Origin of the sequence: Streptomyces sp. NPDC005863 (assembly GCF_042871345.1) — a bacterium.
Lineage (GTDB): Bacteria > Actinomycetota > Actinomycetes > Streptomycetales > Streptomycetaceae > Streptomyces.
Map to the genome: position 1 here is coordinate 1,073,708 of NZ_JBIAII010000002.1, position 18,490 is coordinate 1,092,197.

General features: G+C 71.6%; 19 protein-coding genes. 9 read left to right on the forward strand and 10 right to left on the reverse strand.

From position 1 onward, the window contains the following. Window positions 1–123 precede the first annotated feature (123 nt). Window positions 124–1,953 (reverse strand): gamma-glutamyltransferase, encoded by a 1,830-nt coding sequence (ggt, locus tag ACFYO9_RS10795; RefSeq protein WP_358773783.1) that lies wholly within the window; start codon window positions 1,951–1,953, stop codon window positions 124–126. 104 nt (window positions 1,954–2,057) lie between these two features. Here ggt and ACFYO9_RS10800 point away from each other — a divergent pair, with 104 nt between their 5' ends. The 3 genes from ACFYO9_RS10800 (at window position 2,058) to ACFYO9_RS10810 (ending at window position 5,886) form a co-directional block, all read left to right on the forward strand. Next, window positions 2,058–2,810 carry a hypothetical protein gene (locus tag ACFYO9_RS10800; protein ID WP_355806136.1) on the forward strand — a complete coding sequence of 251 codons (753 nt, stop codon included), beginning with the start codon at window positions 2,058–2,060 and terminating at the stop codon, window positions 2,808–2,810. Between the two features lie 142 nt (window positions 2,811–2,952). Then, window positions 2,953–4,146 (forward strand): Ig-like domain-containing protein, encoded by a 1,194-nt coding sequence (locus ACFYO9_RS10805; protein WP_358773781.1) that lies wholly within the window; start codon window positions 2,953–2,955, stop codon window positions 4,144–4,146. Between the two features lie 138 nt (window positions 4,147–4,284). Next, window positions 4,285–5,886: an alpha/beta fold hydrolase gene (locus ACFYO9_RS10810; protein WP_358773779.1), complete on the forward strand. Its 1,602-nt coding sequence runs from the start codon at window positions 4,285–4,287 to the stop codon at window positions 5,884–5,886. A 41-nt stretch (window positions 5,887–5,927) separates the two neighbouring features. On the opposite strand, the gene ACFYO9_RS10815 is transcribed toward ACFYO9_RS10810, so the two are convergent. From ACFYO9_RS10815 to ACFYO9_RS10835, 5 genes are all read right to left on the reverse strand, one after another. Further along, the gene (locus ACFYO9_RS10815; protein ID WP_355806127.1) at window positions 5,928–6,797 is read right to left on the reverse strand and encodes an amino acid ABC transporter permease; all 870 of its coding nucleotides are present in this window, start codon (window positions 6,795–6,797) and stop codon (window positions 5,928–5,930) included. Beyond that, window positions 6,794–7,438, reverse strand: a complete 645-nt coding sequence (locus ACFYO9_RS10820; protein WP_355806125.1) for an amino acid ABC transporter permease — start codon at window positions 7,436–7,438, stop codon at window positions 6,794–6,796. Before ACFYO9_RS10820 ends, ACFYO9_RS10815 begins: the two co-directional genes overlap by 4 nt. Before the next feature lie 9 nt (window positions 7,439–7,447). Then, entirely contained in the window at window positions 7,448–8,377 is a 930-nt protein-coding gene (locus ACFYO9_RS10825; RefSeq protein ID WP_358773777.1) for a glutamate ABC transporter substrate-binding protein, read from the reverse strand. 29 nt (window positions 8,378–8,406) lie between these two features. Then, complete coding sequence (locus ACFYO9_RS10830; protein WP_355806120.1) at window positions 8,407–9,150, reverse strand: amino acid ABC transporter ATP-binding protein; 744 nt, start codon at window positions 9,148–9,150, stop codon at window positions 8,407–8,409. 114 nt (window positions 9,151–9,264) lie between these two features. Further along, window positions 9,265–9,708 (reverse strand): DUF6278 family protein, encoded by a 444-nt coding sequence (locus tag ACFYO9_RS10835; protein ID WP_355806117.1) that lies wholly within the window; start codon window positions 9,706–9,708, stop codon window positions 9,265–9,267. A gap of 270 nt (window positions 9,709–9,978) precedes the next feature. Here ACFYO9_RS10835 and ACFYO9_RS10840 point away from each other — a divergent pair, with 270 nt between their 5' ends. The 3 genes from ACFYO9_RS10840 to ACFYO9_RS10850 are packed head-to-tail and all read left to right on the forward strand — an operon-like array spanning window position 9,979 to window position 11,275. Continuing rightward, window positions 9,979–10,125 (forward strand): hypothetical protein, encoded by a 147-nt coding sequence (locus ACFYO9_RS10840; protein ID WP_355806114.1) that lies wholly within the window; start codon window positions 9,979–9,981, stop codon window positions 10,123–10,125. Next, the gene (locus ACFYO9_RS10845) at window positions 10,122–10,805 is read left to right on the forward strand and encodes a PRC-barrel domain-containing protein (RefSeq protein ID WP_358773775.1); all 684 of its coding nucleotides are present in this window, start codon (window positions 10,122–10,124) and stop codon (window positions 10,803–10,805) included. The genes ACFYO9_RS10840 and ACFYO9_RS10845 overlap by 4 nt, the downstream gene beginning before the upstream one ends. Beyond that, complete coding sequence (locus tag ACFYO9_RS10850) at window positions 10,802–11,275, forward strand: hypothetical protein (protein WP_358773773.1); 474 nt, start codon at window positions 10,802–10,804, stop codon at window positions 11,273–11,275. Before ACFYO9_RS10845 ends, ACFYO9_RS10850 begins: the two co-directional genes overlap by 4 nt. A 16-nt stretch (window positions 11,276–11,291) precedes the next feature. Here the strand turns inward: ACFYO9_RS10850 and ACFYO9_RS10855 are convergent, their stop codons facing one another. Both ACFYO9_RS10855 and ACFYO9_RS10860 read right to left on the reverse strand, forming a co-directional pair. Beyond that, window positions 11,292–12,113, reverse strand: a complete 822-nt coding sequence (locus ACFYO9_RS10855) for an ABC transporter permease (protein ID WP_358773768.1) — start codon at window positions 12,111–12,113, stop codon at window positions 11,292–11,294. Continuing rightward, window positions 12,110–13,021, reverse strand: a complete 912-nt coding sequence (locus tag ACFYO9_RS10860; protein ID WP_358773766.1) for an ATP-binding cassette domain-containing protein — start codon at window positions 13,019–13,021, stop codon at window positions 12,110–12,112. Before ACFYO9_RS10860 ends, ACFYO9_RS10855 begins: the two co-directional genes overlap by 4 nt. A gap of 131 nt (window positions 13,022–13,152) precedes the next feature. Here ACFYO9_RS10860 and ACFYO9_RS10865 point away from each other — a divergent pair, with 131 nt between their 5' ends. The 3 genes from ACFYO9_RS10865 (at window position 13,153) to ACFYO9_RS10875 (ending at window position 17,029) form a co-directional block, all read left to right on the forward strand. Continuing rightward, the gene (locus ACFYO9_RS10865; protein WP_358773764.1) at window positions 13,153–14,424 is read left to right on the forward strand and encodes a sensor histidine kinase; all 1,272 of its coding nucleotides are present in this window, start codon (window positions 13,153–13,155) and stop codon (window positions 14,422–14,424) included. Then, window positions 14,421–15,080, forward strand: a complete 660-nt coding sequence (locus tag ACFYO9_RS10870; protein ID WP_358773762.1) for a response regulator transcription factor — start codon at window positions 14,421–14,423, stop codon at window positions 15,078–15,080. Before ACFYO9_RS10865 ends, ACFYO9_RS10870 begins: the two co-directional genes overlap by 4 nt. A gap of 167 nt (window positions 15,081–15,247) precedes the next feature. Next, window positions 15,248–17,029: an SGNH/GDSL hydrolase family protein gene (locus ACFYO9_RS10875; protein WP_358773760.1), complete on the forward strand. Its 1,782-nt coding sequence runs from the start codon at window positions 15,248–15,250 to the stop codon at window positions 17,027–17,029. Between the two features lie 15 nt (window positions 17,030–17,044). On the opposite strand, the gene ACFYO9_RS10880 is transcribed toward ACFYO9_RS10875, so the two are convergent. Continuing rightward, entirely contained in the window at window positions 17,045–17,824 is a 780-nt protein-coding gene (locus tag ACFYO9_RS10880) for an exodeoxyribonuclease III (RefSeq protein ID WP_358773758.1), read from the reverse strand. Window positions 17,825–17,854: 30 nt separating this feature from the next. Continuing rightward, the gene (locus ACFYO9_RS10885) at window positions 17,855–18,487 is read right to left on the reverse strand and encodes an MBL fold metallo-hydrolase (protein WP_358773833.1); all 633 of its coding nucleotides are present in this window, start codon (window positions 18,485–18,487) and stop codon (window positions 17,855–17,857) included. Between the last annotated feature and the right edge of the window lie 3 nt (window positions 18,488–18,490).

The following is an 18,490-nucleotide window of genomic DNA, read 5'->3' on the forward strand; positions in this document are numbered from 1 at the left end:
CCGCACCGCCCCGTGGAGACTTGGAGTCTTCCGGTCCGGAAGATAACACCAGATGAGTTACGGGACGACTACATGCAGTTTTCCGGACCTCCCTTACCGCAGGTCACTCCCGAGTCCACCGCCTCACTTGTCCGGCCGCACCACCATCGCCGAACCGCCGCCCCTGCGGGTCTTCTCGGCGGCGGCGAGCCACTTGCCGCCGGGCAGCCGCTGCACGCCCGTGGCCGCGCCGATCTCGGGGTTCTGCTTGAAGGAGTGCCCGAGGGACTCCAGGGACGCGCGCGACGGACTGTTCCAGAGCCCCGGTTCGAGCTCGGTCTGCGCCGCGTTGCGCTGGCTCGCGCGGGGCGCGGCGATGGCGTCGACCAGCGGCAGGCCCCGGTCCACGAAGCCGGTCAGGGTCTGCAGCACGGTCGTGACGATGGTCGCGCCGCCCGGTGATCCGAGCGCCACCACCGGCTTGCCGTGCTTCAGCACGACGGTCGGGGCGATCGAGGAGCGCGGCCGCTTGCCCGGTCCCGGCAGGTTCGGGTCGTGCACCGCCGGGTCGGCGGGCGCGAAGGAGAAGTCGGTGAGTTCGTTGTTGAGCAGGAAGCCCCGGCCCGGGACGGTGATGCCGCTGCCGCCCGTCGACTCGATGGTGAGGGTGTACGCCACGACGTTGCCCCACTTGTCGGCCGCGGTGAGGTGCGTGGTGTTCTCGCCCTCGTACGTCGTCGGGGCCGCCTCGTCACCCGTGCCGCACGCCTCGGGGTGGCGCGGGTCGCCGGGCGCGAGCGGGCTCTTGAGGACGGCGTCGTCCTTGATCAGGCACTCCCGCGAGTCGGCGAACCGCTGGGAGAGCAGTTCCTTCGTCGGTACGTCCTCGAAGGCGGGGTCGCCCACCCAGCGCCCCCGGTCGGCGAACGCGATGCGGCTGGCCTCGATGTAGCGGTGCAGGTACTTCGCCTTCGACGCCTTGGAGAGGTCGGTGCGCTCCAGGATGTTCAGCGCCTCGCCGACCGTGGTGCCACCGGAGGAGGAGGGGGCCATGGAGTAGACGTCGAGGCCCCGGTAGGAGGTCTTCGTGGGCTTCTGCCGCTTGACGCCGTACGCCGCGAGGTCCTTCGCGGAGAGGTCGCCGGGGCGGGCCACCCGGCCGGATCCGGGGTCGACGGGCGGCTTGTTCACCGTACGCACGATGTCCTCGGCGAGCTTGCCGCGGTAGAGGGCGTCCACGCCCTTGCGGCCGAGCTCCGCGTAGGTGCGGGCCAGGTCGGGGTTCTTGAACGTGGCGCCGACCACCGGCAGCTTGCCGCCGGGCAGGAAGAGCTTCGCCGTGGCGGGGAAGTCCGCGAACCGCTCCTGGTTCGACTCGGTCTGACCGCGGAACGTCGGGTCGACGGTGAATCCGTCGCGCGCGAGCCGCTCGGCGGGCTTCAGGAGCGTGCCGAGGCTCTTGCTGCCCCAGGTGTCGAGAGCCGACTGCCAGGTCGCGGGCGTGCCGGGGGTGCCGACGCTGAGGCCGCTGGTGACCGCGTCGGCGAAGGGCAGCGGTTTGCCGTTCTCCAGGAACAGTGCGGAGTCCGCGGTGCGCGGGGCGGTCTCGCGGCCGTCGATGGTGGAGACCTTGTGGGTCCTGGCGTCGTAGTGGACGAAGTATCCGCCGCCGCCCACGCCCGCCGAGTACGGCTCGGTGACGCCGAGCGCGGCGGCGGTGGCGACGGCCGCGTCCACGGCGTTGCCGCCCTTTTGCAGGACCTCGATGCCGGCCGCCGAGGCGTCCGGGTCGACGCTGGCGACGGCGCCGCCCGCACCGACGGCGACCGGCGTCTTGTCCGGGGGCCTCGCGGGACCTTGTGCGGATGCCGGTTCCGCTGAGCGCGTAGGCGAAGGGGGCGCGGCCGCACCGACCGACACCAATACCCCTCCGACCGCCAATAGGGTCAGATTCCGTACGACAGCACGACGCATTCGTACCTCCAGTCAACAGCCGTCTGCGCAGCGTAACTTCGAGTCGCCCGTCGCGTCAGGACCTCCTCGAACACGGGTCCGGCGGGCCGCTAGCATGCGCCCCCATGACTGAAGACGTGCGGAACATCGTCCTCGGCCTGATCGCGGTCGGCATCAGCGCCGCCCTTGGCTGGCTCGTCCGCGGCGCCCTGTGGAAGCGCAGGCTCCGCCGCAAGCAGGCCTTCTTCGGGCTGCCCGAGAACTCCGAGTCGCTGCTCGTGGTGAACCGCGACGCGGGCGGCCCCGAGCTGATGGTGGTGCGCCAGGACGTGTTCGCGCTCATCGAGCTGGCCGGGGTGATCAAGGAGTGCGGGGCACACGCCCAGGTCGTCGCGCACGACGCGGCCCAGCAGGGCTTCGGCGAGCGCACCGAGTTCTGCGTGGGCAACCCGGTGGCGAACCGCCGGATGGCCGCGCACATGCACTCCCTGCTGCCGGGCGTACGGGTGAACACCGAGCCCGAGCCGGTGCCCGACCGCGGCGCCTTCCAGATCGGCCCCGAGCGCTACCGCCTGGAGTCCGGACTCACCGAGTACGTGCTCCTCGCCCGGCTCACCGCGGACCAGGGCCAGGACGCCCGGCCGGTCTTCCTCTTCTGCGGGCAGCGCGCGGTGACCAGCCAGGCGGCCACCCGCTATCTGGCCCGGCACCACGAGAAGCTCGCCCGCAAGCACGGCAACAAGCCGTTCGTACTGCTCCTGAAGATCGTGAACTCGCAGGCGTACGGACCCGACGTCGTCGAGGTCGTCGCGGATGTGACGCAGGACGCCCGGACCCCGCTGCCCACGCCCGCCCGCGCCTCCCATCGCGCCAAGTGATCCGTCTCTCACGGAACGTCGACGAACGTCGACGCCATTCCGGCTCTTCTGTGACCTAGCAGGCATTTTCCGGACAACGGACAACCCGCCGGGGCGATCCGCCCTCTCACCGTGCAGACCGATTCGCACGGAGGTACGTTCCTTGACCCCCCAGAGCTCTTCGAGCCGCCGACGCCCCCTTCGCGCCCGCCACACGGCGGTCGCGGGCCTCGCGGTGCTCACCGCCGCCCTGTCCGCCTGTTCGGGCGGCAGCGGCTCGTCCGGCGACGACCGGGCCGCCGAGAAGCCGAAGATCTCGGTGAACCTCTCGGGACAGCAGGCGAAGGCGGGCGGCCCGGTCACCGTGAAGCTGGCCGACGGCAAGCTGAAGGAGGTGACCGTCACCGACGACAAGGGCACGGAGCTGCCCGGCAAGGTCGCGGCGAACGGCACCACCTGGACCTCGCAGCGCACGGTCGCCCCCGGCACCGCGTACCGGGTCCAGGCCGGCACCGACCAGGGCGGCACCGCCAAGTCCACCTTCAGGACGGCCGCGCCCGACAAGGTCAACAAGGTGACCCTGGCCCCGGGCAAGGGCACCACCGTCGGCGTCGCCCAGCCGCTGTCGATCACCTTCGACCACGCGGTGCGGAACAAGGCCGAGGTCGAGAAGAGCCTCAAGGTGACGACCTCGAACGGCACCACGGGGTCCTGGGGCTGGATCAAGAACTACGACGGCAAGGACCGCGTCGACTGGCGCCCCAAGGAGTACTGGAAGTCCGGCACCAAGGTGAAGCTGGACGCGAAGCTGAACGGCATCGACTCCGGCGGCGACGACTGGTTCGTGCGCGACTACGCCACGCACTTCACCGTCGGCAGGAACCAGGTCGTCAAGGTGAACCTGGACAGCAAGACGGCGGCGGTGCAGCGGGACGGCAAGACCGTCAAGTCGGTGCCGATGTCGGCCGGCACCCCCGGCGGCGAGAAGGCCTCCTGGGGCGGCACCTCCGTCCTGATGTCGAAGGAGGGCACGATCAACATGCGCTCCGAGACGGTCGGCCTCTCCGGCAGCAACAGCTACGACAAGATGGTCGACGACTCGATGCGGCTGACCTGGTCGGGCATGTACGCCCACGCGGCCCCGTGGAACGCCGCGTACTTCGGCAACACCAACCACAGCTCGGGCTGCATCGGCATGAGCGACGCCAACGCCGACTGGCTCTACGGCCAGGCACTGATCGGCGACCCCTTCGAGGTCACCGGCAGCGGCTCCAAGGGCGTCCCGGACCCGGGCAACGGCTACGGCGAGTGGAACCTCTCCTGGTCGGACTGGCAGGCCAAGAGCGCGCTGAAGTAGTCACCCGTCCTCGCCCCAGGGGTCACTGAGGCTTCAACTATCGTTACCGGGGCGTAACTTACCGACGGGTTACCCCCGGTAAACAATCGCGGTTACCGTCGGGTCACTTTGCACTTTCAACGAGTGAGGAAGTGACCCGTGAGAGCTCCGTACCCCCACCGGGCCCTGCGCACGACCACCGTCGGCGCGGTCTCCGCGACCCTCGTCGCGGGCGCCGCCCTCGGCCTCGCCCCGGCGGCACAGGCGGCACCGGCCGCCGCGCCGCCGGTCGCGGGCTCCGCGGACGTGCGCTTCGTCGACATCCCCGGCGACGGCGGCACGATCCTCAAGGCCAACGTCTTCACCCCCAAGGACGCGAAGGCCGGGGCGACCTACCCCTCGATCGTGCTGCCCACCAGCTGGGCCATGCCGCAGATCGAGTACGTCGCCCAGGCCCAGAAGCTCGCCGACGCCGGGTACGTCGTGGTCAGTTACAACTCGCGCGGCTTCTGGCAGTCCGGCGGCGAGATCGAGACCGCGGGCCCCGAGGACATCGCCGACGCCTCCAAGGTCATCGACTGGACGCTCGCCCACACCCCGGCCGACCCGTCGAAGGTCGGCATGGCCGGCGTCTCGTACGGCGCGGGCATCAGTCTGCTCGTCGCCGGGCACGACAAGCGCGTCAAGGCCGTCGCCGCCCTCAGCGGCTGGGGCGACCTCATCGACTCGATCTACAGCGGCCGCACCCAGCACGCCCAGGCGGCGGCCCTGCTGGGCGGCGCGGGCGCGCTCACCGGCCGGCCGAGCGCCGAACTCAAGGAGACGCTGAAGGACTTCCTCGGGTCCAACCTGGACAAGGAGGACGAGATGATCGCCTGGGGTGCCAAGCGCTCCCCCGCGACCTATCTCGACGACATCAACAAGAACGGCGCGGCCGTCATGCTCGGCAACGCCTGGGGCGACACGCTCTTCCCGCCCAACCAGTACGCCGAGTTCTACGAGCGCCTCACCGGCCCCAAGCGCCTGGAGTTCCGCCCCGGCGACCACGCGACGGCCGAGGCCACGGGCCTGCTCGGGCTGCCCAACGACACCTGGACCTCCACCCAGCGGTGGTTCGACCACTACCTCAAGGGCGCGGACAACGGCATCGACAAGGAGCAGCCGGTCCAGCTCAAGTCCCGCTCGGAGGGCGGCTACGAGGGCTACCCGGACTGGAAGTCGGTCGGCGCGACCCGCACGAAGATCGCGATGGCGGGCTCCACGACGATCCACACGAACGTCGACTCGGGCGCCAACGGCGGCATCGCCATCCTCTCCAACGCCCTCGACCAGTTCCTGAAGATCCCCCCGATGGCGTCGGTGCCGCTGCTCCCGCGCCGTTACACGGGCGTCTGGCAGTCGGAGCGCTACACCTCGGCCCAGCGGGTGCGCGGCACCGCCAAACTGCACACGACGCTCACCCCGACCAAGGAGAGCGGCACCCTCGTCGCGTACCTCTACGACGTGGGCCCGCTCGGCCTCGGCAAGCTGGTCAGCAACGCGCCGTACACCTTCCACGGCAAGACGCCCGGGAAGCCGTTCGGCGTGGACCTGGAGTTGTTCTCCACGGCCTACGACGTACCGGCGGGCCACAAGCTCGCCCTGGTCGTCGACACGGTCGACCCGCTCTACATCGAGCACAACCCGGCCGGCGCGCAGCTGACCTTCTCCTCGCCGGCGACGGACCCGTCGTACCTGTCCGTTCCCCTGCGCGAGCAGTGATCTCCGGCTGCTGCCGGGTCGGTGTCCCCTCGTGCCACTGCCTACTGGGTGCCCGGCAGCAGCGTCCCCGGTTCGGCCGGGGCCACATCGGCGGCCTCGGTCTTGGGGTTGCGCCGCTGACGCCTGGACACCCACTGGGCGAACCACGACAGCAACATGCACATCCCGATGTAGACAGGTGAGATCACCATGACCACGGGGATGAAAGGCAAATCGTAGTCGAGGTTCGAAGCGATCAGCTTCCCGGCGTGGAGGAACTCCTCGTAGGTGATCAGATATCCGAGCGACGTGTCCTTCAGGGCCACCACCAACTGGCTGATGATGGCGGGCAACATGGCACGAACGGCCTGCGGTACGAGGACGTGTGTCATGACCTGTGTCTTGCGCATTCCGAGTGCGTAAGCCGCCTCCCGCTGCCCCCTCTCCACGGAGTTGACGCCGGATCGGAAGACCTCGGCGAGTACGGAACCGTTGTAGAGCGTGAGCCCGGCGACCAGCGCGGGCAGTGGCTGGACCTTCAGCGCCACGAAGACGAAGAAGATCATCACCAGGACCGGCATCGCCCGGAAGAACTCCACGACGAGCGTGGCGAGCCAGCGCACCGGCCGGTGGTCGGAGAGCCGGCCCACCGCGAGCAGCCCGCCGAGCGCGAGCGCGAGGACCGCGGAGATGGCGAACGCCTTGAGCGTGTTGCCGAGGCCGCGCAGGAGCAGCTCCTGGATGCCCTTGTACTCGAAGGGCGTCCACTTGGTCGAGGTGAACTGGTCGGTGTCGAAGAGCAGATAGAGGAGCCAGCCGACCAGAGCGAGCACGATCAGGGTGGAGATCAGCCCGTACAGCTTGTGCCGGCGGATCGTCCGGGGGCCCGGGATGTCGTAGAGGGCGGTGGAATCGTGGGAGAGGGCTTTCATCGGGCGACTCCCCAGCGCTTTTCGAGGACATTGAAGATCGCGCTGATGGCGAGGGTGATGATGAGGTAGCCGACGGCGATCCAGACGAAGGTCCAGATGATGTTGTAGCCGAGCTCGTTGAGCGTCTTGTACGTGCCGAGCAGCTCCGTGACGCTGAAGGCGCCCGCGATCGCCGAGTTCTTGGCCAGCGCGATGAGGTTGGAGCCGACCGGCGCGATGACGGACCGGAAGGCCTGCGGCAGCACCACCATGGACAGGGTCTGGCCGAAGGACATGCCGAGGCTGCGGGCCGCCTCGCCTTGGCCCTTGGGCACGGTGTTGATGCCCGATCTGAGCGCCTCGCAGATGAAGGCGGAGGTGTAGCAGCCGAGGGCGAGCACCGCGAACACCTTGAAGGGCAGCACCAGGCCGAACCGCGGGAGGCCGAGCAGCACCGCGAAGAAGAGCAGCGTGAGCGGGGTGTTGCGCAGCACCGTCACCCAGGCCGTGCCGAAGGCCCGGAAGGACCCGACGGGCGCCACCCGGAAGGAAGCCATGACGAAGCCGAGCACGAGCGCCAGGACCGAGGCGTAGACGGTGAGTTCGACGGTGCCGACGAAGCCCTTGCCGAAGGTCGAGAAGTTGTCTGTCAGTACGTCCACGACGCCTCCTCAGCTCGCCGGGTAGCGGTCGATGGCGGGCGGCTTCGGCGCCGGCACGCCGGAGAGGCCGAGGGTGGCGTCGTACGCCTTCTTCCAGTCGCCGTCCTTCTCGCGGGCCGCGAGGGCGTCGTCGACGGCGAACCGCAGGGCGTTGTCGCCGCGGGGCACGCCGATGCCGTACGGCTCCTTGGAGAACGGCTTGCCGACCACCTTGAGTTCGTCGGGCACCTTCGCCGCGTAGCCGATGAGGATGGCGTCGTCGGTGGTGACGGCGTCGACCTGGTACGTCAGCAGATTGTCGACGCAGACCGAGTACGTGTCGTAGGCGACGAGGGTGGCCTTCGGGTAGTCCTTCTGGATGCGCTGGTACGGGGTCGATCCGGCGGCCGAGCAGACGCTCTTGCCGTCGAGGTCCTGCGGGCCCTTGATGTCGTCCTCGTCGCTGCGCACCAGCAGGCCCTGGCCCGCCATGTAGTAGGGGCCGCCGAAGCCGACGAGCTTCTTGCGGTTGTCGTTGATGGTGTAGGTGCCGACGTAGTAGTCGATCTGCCCGTTCTGCAGGGCGGTCTCGCGGTTCGCCGACGCGATGGTCTTGAACTCGATCCTCTGGGGGTCGAGGCCCAGCGAGGCCGAGATCATCTTGGCGATCTCGATGTCGAACCCGGAGTAGGTGCCGTTCGCCGGGTCCTTCTCGCCGAGGTAGGGCTGGTCCTCCTTGGCGCCGACGATGAACCTGCCCCGGCTCTTCGCCTTCCGCCAGGTCCCCGACTCGGGCAGCTGGAAGCCGGTCGCCACCCGGTACTTGGGCAGTTCGTCGGCGGCGGGCCCCTTGGTCGGCGGGCTGCCTTCCTTGCCGCAGGCCGCGGCGGCGCAGGCGGTGAGGACGAGCGCCACGAGCAGGCGGAGCGCCCGCGGGGTGTGCCGCCCGGCGTGAGACATGGTGTGTCGCTTCACGAGCAGTCCCCCCGTCAGTGCTTGAGGATCTTGGAGAGGAAGTCCTTGGCGCGCTCGCTCTCCGGGTGGGTGAAGAAGTCCTCGGGGGTCCGGTCCTCGACGACGCGGCCGTCGGACATGAAGACGACCCGGTTGGCCGCGGAGCGGGCGAAGCCCATCTCGTGCGTGACGACGACCATGGTCATGCCGTCCCGGGCGAGCTGCTGCATCACCTCAAGGACCTCGTTGATCATCTCCGGGTCGAGCGCCGACGTCGGCTCGTCGAAGAGCAGCGCCTTGGGGTCCATGGCCAGGGCGCGGGCGATGGCCACGCGCTGCTGCTGGCCGCCGGAGAGCTGCGCCGGGTACTTGTCGGCGTGCGCGGAGAGGCCCACGCGCTCCAGGAGCTCCCGGGAGCGCTGCTCCGCCTCGTCCTTCTTGCGGCCGCGCACCTTGACCTGGGCCAGCGCGACGTTCTGGAGGACGGTCTTGTGCGCGAAGAGGTTGAAGGACTGGAAGACCATGCCCACTTCCGCACGGAGCCTCGCGAGCGCCTTCCCCTCGTCGGGCAGCGGCTGTCCGTCGAGTCTGATCTCTCCCGACTGGATGGTCTCGAGCCGGTTGATCGTCCTGCACAGTGTGGATTTGCCCGACCCCGACGGGCCGATGACCACGACCACCTCCCCCTTGCCGACGGTGAGGTTGATGTCCTGGAGGACATGCAGCTTCCCGTAGTACTTGTTCACATCGCGCAGCTCGATCAACGGATCGACGGCCATGGCAAGACCTGCCCACTCTCAGCTGTGTACGTCCGCGCAAACTATCCACGTGAAAACGGGAGTTACTGGACGACACGCACTTATGGGCATTAACCGTATTTGAGGTAATGCGGACTACGTCTCGGACGCCTCGGCGTAGACCTGCGACAGCTCGGGCGCGCCGTGCACCGCCCAGTCGAGTCCCGCCTCGACCACCTGGATGTCCCGCCCGCTCTTCAGCCGTACGACGGGGCTGCCACCGGGCCAGACGTGCCAGGCCGCGCCCGGCACGGTCCGCACCACGACGCTGCCGAGGTAGAGACCCGCGTCGTTGCCGAGCCACGGCAGCAGCTCGGGGTCGTCGCGCCAGCGCGGCAGGAGTTGGTCGAGGGCGCCCAACGAGGCCGGGGAGTCGTCGAGTTCGAGGCCGGCGGCGGCCGCCTGGGAGCGCAGCAGTTCGCACTCGGAGAAGAGCGCGGCGACGCCGTCCGGGTCGTCCTGGAAGGCGGCCGCGAGCCCCTCGGCCGGGTCCGTCGCGGTGTGCCGCCTGCGCCACTTGTCGAGGAACGGGATGTTCATGATCGGCCTCTTCCGTCGGGTGGCGCCGCCGGACGCGCGGCCGGGCGCTGGTTCCGCATCTCCAAATGTATCTTGCATCAGTTGATCACGGAATCGGGCGAATCGCGGCGCAGGCGCACCTCCTGCCCCGGGCGGACGCCTGGGCGCGGCGGTCGGACGCCTGGGCGCCGCGGGCAGCGCAGGTCAACTCCCTTGTATGCGGCGTCGATCGGTGACTGTTCCCCGTCACGGGGTACCCGGACGTCCTGAGGTCGTTCCGGGAGGTGGGCGATGGTGTGGTGGGCGTGGTTGATCGCCGCGGTCGTGGTGGTGGGGCTGCTGGTCGGCGCGGTGGCCGGCGTGCAGGCCCGGCGGCGCAGCGGCGGAGTGATCGTGGTGCGGCGCGGTCGGCGCACCGGGCGCGGGAGGGTGCGATGACGGCGCCCCCGGCGGCCGTGATGGCCGCCGGTGACCTCACCAAACGGCCGGTGGTGACGCTGGACGGCGAGGCGGTCGCCCAGGTCAAGGATGTGGTCCTTGACGGAGCGGGCGGCCGGATCGCGGGGTTCACGCTGGCCGGCCGTGGCCTGCTCTCCGGTCCGCTGCGCAAGAGCCTGCCGTGGTCGGCGGTACACGCCCTGGGCGCGGACGCCGTGATGATCACGTCCGCCGAGGCGCTGGAGGACAAGGCGGCCGTGGCTTCCTGGCAAGAGGCCTCCCGCGGCCTGGTCCGCGGGGCCCGGGTGCTGACGGACCAGGGGGTGCAGGTGGGATCGGTGCGCGACGTGCTGGTCGAGTCCGGCCGTGAGGGGCGGGTGGTCGGCGTGGAGATGTCCTCCACGGAGGCGCTGGGGCGGCAGGAGCGCACGGTCTTCCTGCCGCTCGGCGGCCGGCCCGCCCTGACGGGCGACACGTTGATGATCCCGGCGCGGGACACGGAGTACGTCGTCGAGGACGTGGGCGAGCTGGCGGCGGCGGTGGGGCGCAGGCGGCTGGCGGAGGCGGGGCCCGGTCTTGACGGGTTGGGCGGGGCTCACCTGACGAAGGGGCCCTCCGTGGCGGGTGGCCCCGATGGCACGGGCGGGCCCGGCGGCTCCGGTGAGGGGCGGACCTCATGATGCTGCTCAGTCAGACCGTGGGCCGTCCGGTCGTCAGCGCGTCGGACGCCGCGCACGTCGGTACCGTCGCCGGGCTCGTCGTTGAACCGGGCGGCGCGAGTGGCGCGGGTGGCGCGGGCGGCGCCGTGGTCACCGCCGTCCGTCTGGACGGCGTCAAGGGTGGCGGCGACGTCGTCGCCTGGGCGGACGTGCACGCGGTGGGGCCCGACGCGGTCGTCGTCGAGGCGGCGACGGCGGCCCGGTTCACCTCGGCGGACTCCTCCGAGCGCCAGAACCTGCTCGGCAAACGGCTGTTGACGGAACTGGGCGACGCCGCGGGGACGCTCGCCGACGTCGCCTTCGACCCGGCGACCGGCCGCATCGGCATGCTGTACGGCTCGCGCGGCGACCGTATCCCGGGCGACCGGCTGCTCGGTGTCGGCTCGTACGCGGTGGTGATCCGCGTCGCCGGGGAGGTGAGCGGAGTCTGACGCCCGTCCGGCGTTCTCATAGGTCGCGGCGGTCCACGCCGAACACGGTGACGGCCGCCGCGACCACCGGCCAGACCGCCAGGACCAGCCACGCGCCCGTGGACGTCCACGGGTAGAGGACGTCGGGGCCGCCCGGCTCCGCGAAGAACAGCCAGGCCTTGTACGGCATCGCGTGGCCGACGACCGCCGTCAGGTGGCGGTCGTCACTGAGCGCGACGGGCAGCAGGAGCATCAGCACGAACAGGGCGACCAGCGTGGTGCCGCTCTGCCGCAGGAGCGCGCCGAGCGCCATGCCGACCAGCGCCGACACCGGGGCCAGCAGTGCGGAGGCGACGACCAGCGACCACGCTCCGGGATAGCCGATCGGCACGCCGACGCCCCGGCCCGCCAGGATCGCCTGGGTCAGCCAGAAGGAGCCGCCCGCCACGACCGCCCCGAAGACGGTCATGACGGCGGCGGTCACCAGGACCTTGGCCGCCATCAGCGGGCGCCGGGCCGGGACCGCGGCGAACGTCGTACGGATCAGCCCGGTCCGGAACTCCGCGACCAGGAACAGCGCCCCCACGGCGCCGGCCGCGAGCACCAGGACGAGGGAGGAGTTGGCGGTGAAGGCCTCCTGCAACGGGATGCCGTCGCGGATGTACCGCGCCCGCCCGGCCGGCCCCTCGTCCGTCCAGTAGTGGTACGTGTCGTACGCCGTGCCGACGTTGATGCCGACGACGGCGAGCCCGGCGATCAGCAGGGACCAGCCGGTCGAGCGCAACGACCGCATCTTCAGCCACTCGGCGGCGACGAGGTCACCAAAACGGGCACGGGGCTCGGTGATGGTCGCGGTCATCGGGGCTCTCCCGCCAGGAACTCGACGCTGTCTGAGGTGAGTTCCATGAACGCCTCCTCCAACGAGGCCGTCTGGCTGGCCAGTTCGTGGAGCACGATCCGGTGGTGCGCGGCGAGTTCGCCGATGCGGGGCGCGTCGACGCCGGTCACCACGAGCCGTCCCGCGTCGTCGGTGGCGAGGGTCGCCCCCGCCGCCGTGAGCAGCGGGGTCAGCGTGCGGGCGTCGGGCGTCCGTAGGGTGACGGTGGCGCGGCCCGAGCGGCCCGCGAACGCGGCGAGGCTCTCGGCGGCGATGAGTTCGCCGCGCCCGATGACGACCAGTTCGTCGGCGGTGTGCTCCATCTCGGACATGAGGTGACTGGAGACGAACACGGTGCGGCCCTCCGCGGCCAGGCGCCGGAAGAGCCGGCGGATCCACTGCACGCCCTCGGGGTCGAGGCCGTTGAGCGGTTCGTCGAAGAGCAGGACCGGCGGATCACCGAGCAGCGCGGCGGCGATGCCGAGGCGCTGCCGCATGCCGAGCGAGAAGCCCGCCACCCGGCGCCGCGCCGCGTTCTCCAGGCCGACCTCGGCGAGGACCTCGTCGACGCGGCGCCGTGGAATGCGGTTGCCGCGGGCGAGGACGGCGAGGTGGGCGCGCGCGGTGTGGCCGCCGTGCACGTCCCCCGCGTCGAGCAGCGCGCCGACGTGGCGCAGGCCCCGCTGCCGTGCGCGGAACGGGCGTCCCGCGACGGTGACGGAGCCGCCGGTCGGGCCGTCCAGGCCGAGGATCATGCGCAGGGTGGTGGACTTCCCGGCGCCGTTCGGCCCGAGGAACCCGGTCACCAGGCCGGGGCGGACCCGGAAACTGAGGGCGTTCACCGCGGTCTTGGTGCCGTATCTCTTCGTCAGTTCGTTGGCTTCGATCACGTGTTCCACGGTGCCGGGCGCCGGGCCGCACGGCGTCGGCCCGACGACGACACTTGTCGCCTCCGGTGTCGACCGGGGTTGTACACCCCAGGTGCGATGCCGGTCGGGGCCGCTCTGGCTACGATCGGCGCATGTCCGCCACAGCGCCGCTCCACCTGCTCAAGCACGCTCCCGTGGGCGTGTGGGCCGCCGCGTCCTGGTGGCTCGGCACGGCGTTCGCCGCGCGGGCCCACTCCGGACTCCCCCTGATGCCGACGAGCGCGTTCGCGGGCCCCGCCCCGTGGGAGTGGCTGGTCGTCGTCGCCGCGGCCGGGGCGGCGCTGGTGGCCGGCCGGCTCCTGACGCGCCGCCCCCTCACGGCTCTCGGGCTGCTGATCGGCTGCTCGTACGCCGCCACCCTGGCGCTCGGCGAGACGCGCGTCACCTTCCTGCAGTACGCGGCCGTCGACATCGCCGCCGGCTTCGTCGTGGCGACGGGGACGCCCCGCGCCCGCCGGACGGCCGTGGCCCTCGCGCTCTGCGTGCTGCCTGCCTTCGCGATCCTGCGGCAGCTCCTCGGGCTCCCGTTCCGGCTGCCGCACAGCCTGGACAGCAGCTGGTCCGAGTGGCAGATCCCCGTGCTCCTTGCCGCCGTCGCCTGGCTGGCGGGCGACTCGGTGCGCCGGGCCCGCGCGTACGCGCGGCGGCTGAGCGCGCAGGCCACCGCGCAGGCCGTCACCGCCGAACGGCTGCGCATCGCCCGGGAGATGCACGACACGGTGGCGCACAGCATCGGCATCATCGCCCTGCAGGCGGGCGCGGCGGCCCGCGTTGTCGAGACCCGGCCCGCCGCCGCGCGGACGGCGATGACCGCGGTGGAACTGGCGGGCCGCGAGACCCTGGCAGGGCTGCGCCGGATGCTCGTCGCGCTGCGCGAGACCGAGTCGGGCCAACACCCGGACGAGGCAACCGATTTGACACCGCGCGGTCCCGCCGAGGGCCTCGCGGACGTGGACCGGCTCGCCGTGTCGACGACCGCCGCCGGGGTGCGGGTGGACGTGGCGTGGCGCGGTGAGCGGCGGCAACTGCCCCCGGACGTCGACCTGTCGGCGTTCCGCATCGTCCAGGAATCGGTGACCAATGTGGTGCGGCACGCGGGCGCCACGGCCTGCACGGTCCTGGTGGACTACCGCGACGAGGAGATCGTCATCGAGATAGCCGACTCCGGGCGGGGTCGCGGCACGGCGTCCGGTCCGCACTCCCGTACACCGTCGGCGACCGGCACGGACACCGGGTTCGGCCTGGTCGGCATGGGTGAGCGAGTCGCCCTGCTGCACGGCGAGTTCAGTGCCGGACCGCGTCCCGACGGGGGCTTCCGGGTGAGCGCCCGGCTGCCGTTGCCCGCCCCGGCGGGTGCCCGATGACGGTCCGCGCCCTGCTAGTCGACGACCAGCCCCTGGTCCGTACCGCCCTGAGCATGGTCATCGCCGAGGCCCCTGATCTCGAGGTCGCGGGCGAGGCCGCGTCGGGCGAAGAGGCGGTCGAGCTCTGCGCCCAACTGCGCCCGAACGTCGTGGTGATGGACATCCGGATGCCCGGCATGGACGGCATCGAGGCGACCCGGCAGATCACGTCGGGCCAGACGGGCGCGCATGTGGTGGTCCTGACCACGTTCGACGACGACGCGTACGTGTACGGGGCGCTGCGCGCGGGCGCGGCGGGCTTCCTCGTCAAGGACATGGCGCTGGACGACATCCTGGCGGCGGTGCGGACCGTCGCGGCGGGCGACGGCCTGCTCGCGCCGGGCGTCACCCGGCGGCTGATCCGGGAGTTCGCGGAGCGGCCCGTCGCGCCGCCGCCGCGCGAGGTGGCCGTCGACGGCATCACGGACCGCGAGCGCGAGGTCCTGACTTTGGTGGGCCGCGGCCTCTCCAACACCGAGATAGCCGAGGAGCTCTGCCTCAGCGTCGCCACCGCGAAGACGTACCTCACCCGGCTGCTCGCCAAGCTCGACGCGCGGGACCGGGTGCAGCTGGTGATCATCGCGTACGAGAACGGGCTGGTGTCGACGGGCAGTTGAGTGCCTGTCGTTGCTCCGACCGGTGTGCCCGGCGAGTTCGCGTCGTGTTCACGCGCCCCTCATTGACGCGCCTCCGGCACCTCCTTAGCTTCATGGCGCATCTGTCCTCACTCGTCGCCCGGCGGACGCCGCTCGGTCGACGGGCCATCATCCGCGGGAGGTCCGTCGTGCGCCGACACCGCCGACACATCTGGGGGGCGGCCGCCGTGCTCGCCCTGCTCACGGGGCTCGTACCGGTGGCATCGGCGCAGGCCGCGGCCCCGCACAGACCCGGGCCGCTCCCGCTGGAGCGGCTCTTCGACAGCCGGGCGGTCAGCGACGACGACCATCCGGCGGACGCGGACTTCGACAGTGCGGGCCGCTCGCTGTCGGCGCGGGATCTGGCCGCCGCGGGCTGGACTCCCGGGCGGACGCTGGGCGTTGACGGCGCCCGCCTCACCTGGCCGCGCACGGCGCCGGGCGCGCCGGACAACGTGCGCTCCGACGGGCAGGCGGTCCGGGTGCGCGGCCGCGGGAACGCGCTCGCCTTCCTGGTCGCCGGCACGGGCGGCGACGCGAGCGGCACGGGCACGGTCCGCTACCGGGACGGCTCGCGCGGCAGCTACCGGCTCACCGCACCCGACTGGCGCTCGGGCCCGCTCGCCACCAAGGCCGTCGCCCTGCCGCACGTCAACACGCCCGACGGCCAACTCGCCGAGAAGGCACGGCTGTACGTGGTGACGGTGCCGCTGGCCCCGGGCCGCGAGGTCGAATCGGTGCGGCTGCCGCGCGACCCCGGCGGGCCCGACCTGCATGTGTTCGCCCTGTCGGTGCGGGCCGAGCAGCGGGGCTGGACGGGCACCTGGTCGGCGTCGACCGCCGGCTACACGGCGGTGGGCCCGTGGGCCGACCGCACCGTACGGCTCGTCGTCCACACCAGCGCCGGGGGGCCGCGGGTCCGCGTCCGGCTCGACAACACCTTCGCCGCCGCGCCGGTACGGATCGGCGCGGCCACCGTGGCGGTGCAGGAGTCCGGCGCGGCGGCGCGCGGCACACCGCGCCGGCTGACGTTCCGGGGGCGCTCCGGTACGGAGATCCCGGCGGGCGCCCAGGCGTTCAGCGATCCGCTCGGCTTCGACGTGCCGGCCGACGCCAACCTCCTGGTGAGCTTCCACCTGCCCGGGTCCGTGCCGACGGCGCCCGTGCACAGCCAGGCCCTCCAGCGCAGCTACGTCAGCACGCCGGGCGACCACGCGGCGGACGGCTCCCCGGCGGCGTACACCTCGACCCTGACGGCGTGGCCGCTGCTCACCGGCGTCGACGTGAGCGGCGGGCCCGGCTCCGTAGTGCTGCTCGGCGACTCGATCACCGACGGCGTGCAGTCGACGCCGGACACGAACCGGCGCTGGCCCGACGTGCTCGCGGACCGGCTGCACGACCAGTCCGCCGTGCCGCGCTACGGCGTGCTCAACCAGGGCATCTCCGCGAACCGCGTGGTCGCCGACCGCTACCCGGGCGACGGCGTCTCCACCGACACGGGCGGCGTGAGCGCCCTGCACCGCCTGGACCGCGACGTCCTCGCCCAGACGTCGGCGCGCACCGTCGTCGTCTTCCAGGGCGTCAATGACGTGCGGTGGGGCACCTCGGCGGAGCAGATGATCGCCGGGCTGCGGGAGATCGCGGACCGGGCCCACGCGCGGGGGCTGCGCGCCGTGGCCGCGACGATCACGCCGTGCGAGGGCGAGTCCCTCTGCACGGCGGCCGCGAACGGGCAGCGGGAGGCCGTGAACGCCTATGTGCGCGCGGGCGGCGCGTTCGACGCCGTGCTCGACTTCGACGCGGTGCTCCGCGATCCCGCGCACCCGGCGCGGATGGCGCCCGCCTACGACAGCGGGGACCATCTGCACCCGGGCGACGCGGGGCTCGCGGCGCTGGCGGACTCGGTCGACCTGCGGAAGCTGGTGCCGTAAAGCCTGTCCGGCGCCCTACACGTCCAGGTCGACGACGACCGGGGCGTGGTCGGAGGCTCCCTTGCCCTTGCGCTCCTCACGGTCCACGTAGGCGTCGGAGACGGCCTTGCCGAAGGGCTCGTTCCCGTACACCAGGTCGATGCGCATGCCGCGGTTCTTGGGGAAGCCGAGTTGGCGGTAGTCCCAGTACGTGAACGGGTGGGCGTACTTCAGGGGGCGGGGGACGATGTCCGTGAGGCCCGTCTCCCGCAGCGCCGCGAGGGCGGCGCGCTCGGCCGGGGTGACGTGGGTGGCGCCCACGAAGAGCGAGGGGTCCCAGACGTCCTCGTCGGTCGGCGCGACGTTGAAGTCACCGAGGACGGCGAAGGGGCGCGGACCCGCCGCGTCCTCGGCAACCGCGGCCTTCAGTGCCTCGAACCACTGCAGCTTGTACGCGTAGTGCGCGTGGTCGACCTCGCGGCCGTTCGGCACGTACACCGACCAGACACGCACCGGGCCGCAGGTCGCCGAGATCGCGCGCGGCTCGTCGGCGCCCTCGTACCCCGGGCCGCCCGGCAGGCCCTTGACCACGTCGTCCAGGCCGACCTTGGAGACCACCGCGACGCCGTTCCACCTGCCCGTCGCGTTCACCACCGACTCGTAGCCCAGCTCGCGGAGCTCGGCCGCCGGGAACTGCTCGGCCGTCGTCTTGGTCTCCTGTATGCACAGCACGTCCGTGCCGGTGCTCTCCAGCCAGGCCAGGAGCCTCGGCAGACGGGCGGTGATCGAGTTCACGTTCCAGGTCGCAATGCGCATGTCCTCAAACCTACCGGGCGCCACCGACAGTCAGAGTTCGGCCGACTCCCCCGGGGTCAGCCTGACGTGCTCGGCGCCGCCGAGCGAGCCGATCTGGTGGTCGTAGACGGGCCGCGCCAGGTCGGTGAGGAGCGCGTCGTGGATGTCGTAGGCGCGCTGCGGCTTGACCTCCCGTACGTACTCGATCACCTCGGAGATCTTGCTCCACGGGGCCATGACCGGCAGCATCAGCGTCTCGACCGGCTGGTCGGGGACGGTCAGCGCGTCGCCCGGGTGGAACACCGCGCCGTCCACCAGATAGCCGACATTGGTGATCCGCGGGATGTCCGGGTGGATGACCGCGTGCAGCTCGCCGTGGACCTGCACGTCGAAGCCGGCGGCCGTGAAGGTGTCGCCGTGCCCGACGGTGTGCACGCGTCCGGGGAAGGCCGCCGAGATCTGGTCGGCGACGGACTTGAGCGTCCAGATCTCGGTGCCGGGGCGCGCCTCCATGGCGGCCCGCAGCCGGTCCTCGTTGAAGTGGTCCGGGTGCTCGTGCGTCACGAGGAGCACGTCGGCGCCGAGCGCGGCGTCCTCCTCGCTGAAGCCGCCGGGGTCGACGACGAGCGTGCGCCCGTCCTTTTCGAGACGCACGCACGCGTGGGACTTCTTCGTGAACGTCATGCG

Excerpts from the sequence above, each read along its gene's own strand:
- ACFYO9_RS10830 (WP_355806120.1), bottom strand. The coding sequence starts at position 9,150 with ATGGCCGTCGATCCGTTGATCGAGCTGCGCGATGTGAACAAGTACTAC.
- ggt (WP_358773783.1), bottom strand. The coding sequence starts at position 1,953 with ATGCGTCGTGCTGTCGTACGGAATCTGACCCTATTGGCGGTCGGAGGG.
- ACFYO9_RS10870 (WP_358773762.1), top strand. The coding sequence starts at position 14,421 with ATGACGGTCCGCGCCCTGCTAGTCGACGACCAGCCCCTGGTCCGTACC.
- ACFYO9_RS10855 (WP_358773768.1), bottom strand. The coding sequence starts at position 12,113 with ATGACCGCGACCATCACCGAGCCCCGTGCCCGTTTTGGTGACCTCGTC.
- ACFYO9_RS10880 (WP_358773758.1), bottom strand. The coding sequence starts at position 17,824 with ATGCGCATTGCGACCTGGAACGTGAACTCGATCACCGCCCGTCTGCCG.
- ACFYO9_RS10865 (WP_358773764.1), top strand. The coding sequence starts at position 13,153 with ATGTCCGCCACAGCGCCGCTCCACCTGCTCAAGCACGCTCCCGTGGGC.
- ACFYO9_RS10885 (WP_358773833.1), bottom strand. The coding sequence starts at position 18,487 with ATGACGTTCACGAAGAAGTCCCACGCGTGCGTGCGTCTCGAAAAGGAC.
- ACFYO9_RS10825 (WP_358773777.1), bottom strand. The coding sequence starts at position 8,377 with ATGTCTCACGCCGGGCGGCACACCCCGCGGGCGCTCCGCCTGCTCGTG.
- ACFYO9_RS10835 (WP_355806117.1), bottom strand. The coding sequence starts at position 9,708 with ATGAACATCCCGTTCCTCGACAAGTGGCGCAGGCGGCACACCGCGACG.
- ACFYO9_RS10845 (WP_358773775.1), top strand. The coding sequence starts at position 10,122 with ATGACGGCGCCCCCGGCGGCCGTGATGGCCGCCGGTGACCTCACCAAA.
- ACFYO9_RS10815 (WP_355806127.1), bottom strand. The coding sequence starts at position 6,797 with ATGAAAGCCCTCTCCCACGATTCCACCGCCCTCTACGACATCCCGGGC.
- ACFYO9_RS10840 (WP_355806114.1), top strand. The coding sequence starts at position 9,979 with ATGGTGTGGTGGGCGTGGTTGATCGCCGCGGTCGTGGTGGTGGGGCTG.
- ACFYO9_RS10800 (WP_355806136.1), top strand. The coding sequence starts at position 2,058 with ATGACTGAAGACGTGCGGAACATCGTCCTCGGCCTGATCGCGGTCGGC.
- ACFYO9_RS10850 (WP_358773773.1), top strand. The coding sequence starts at position 10,802 with ATGATGCTGCTCAGTCAGACCGTGGGCCGTCCGGTCGTCAGCGCGTCG.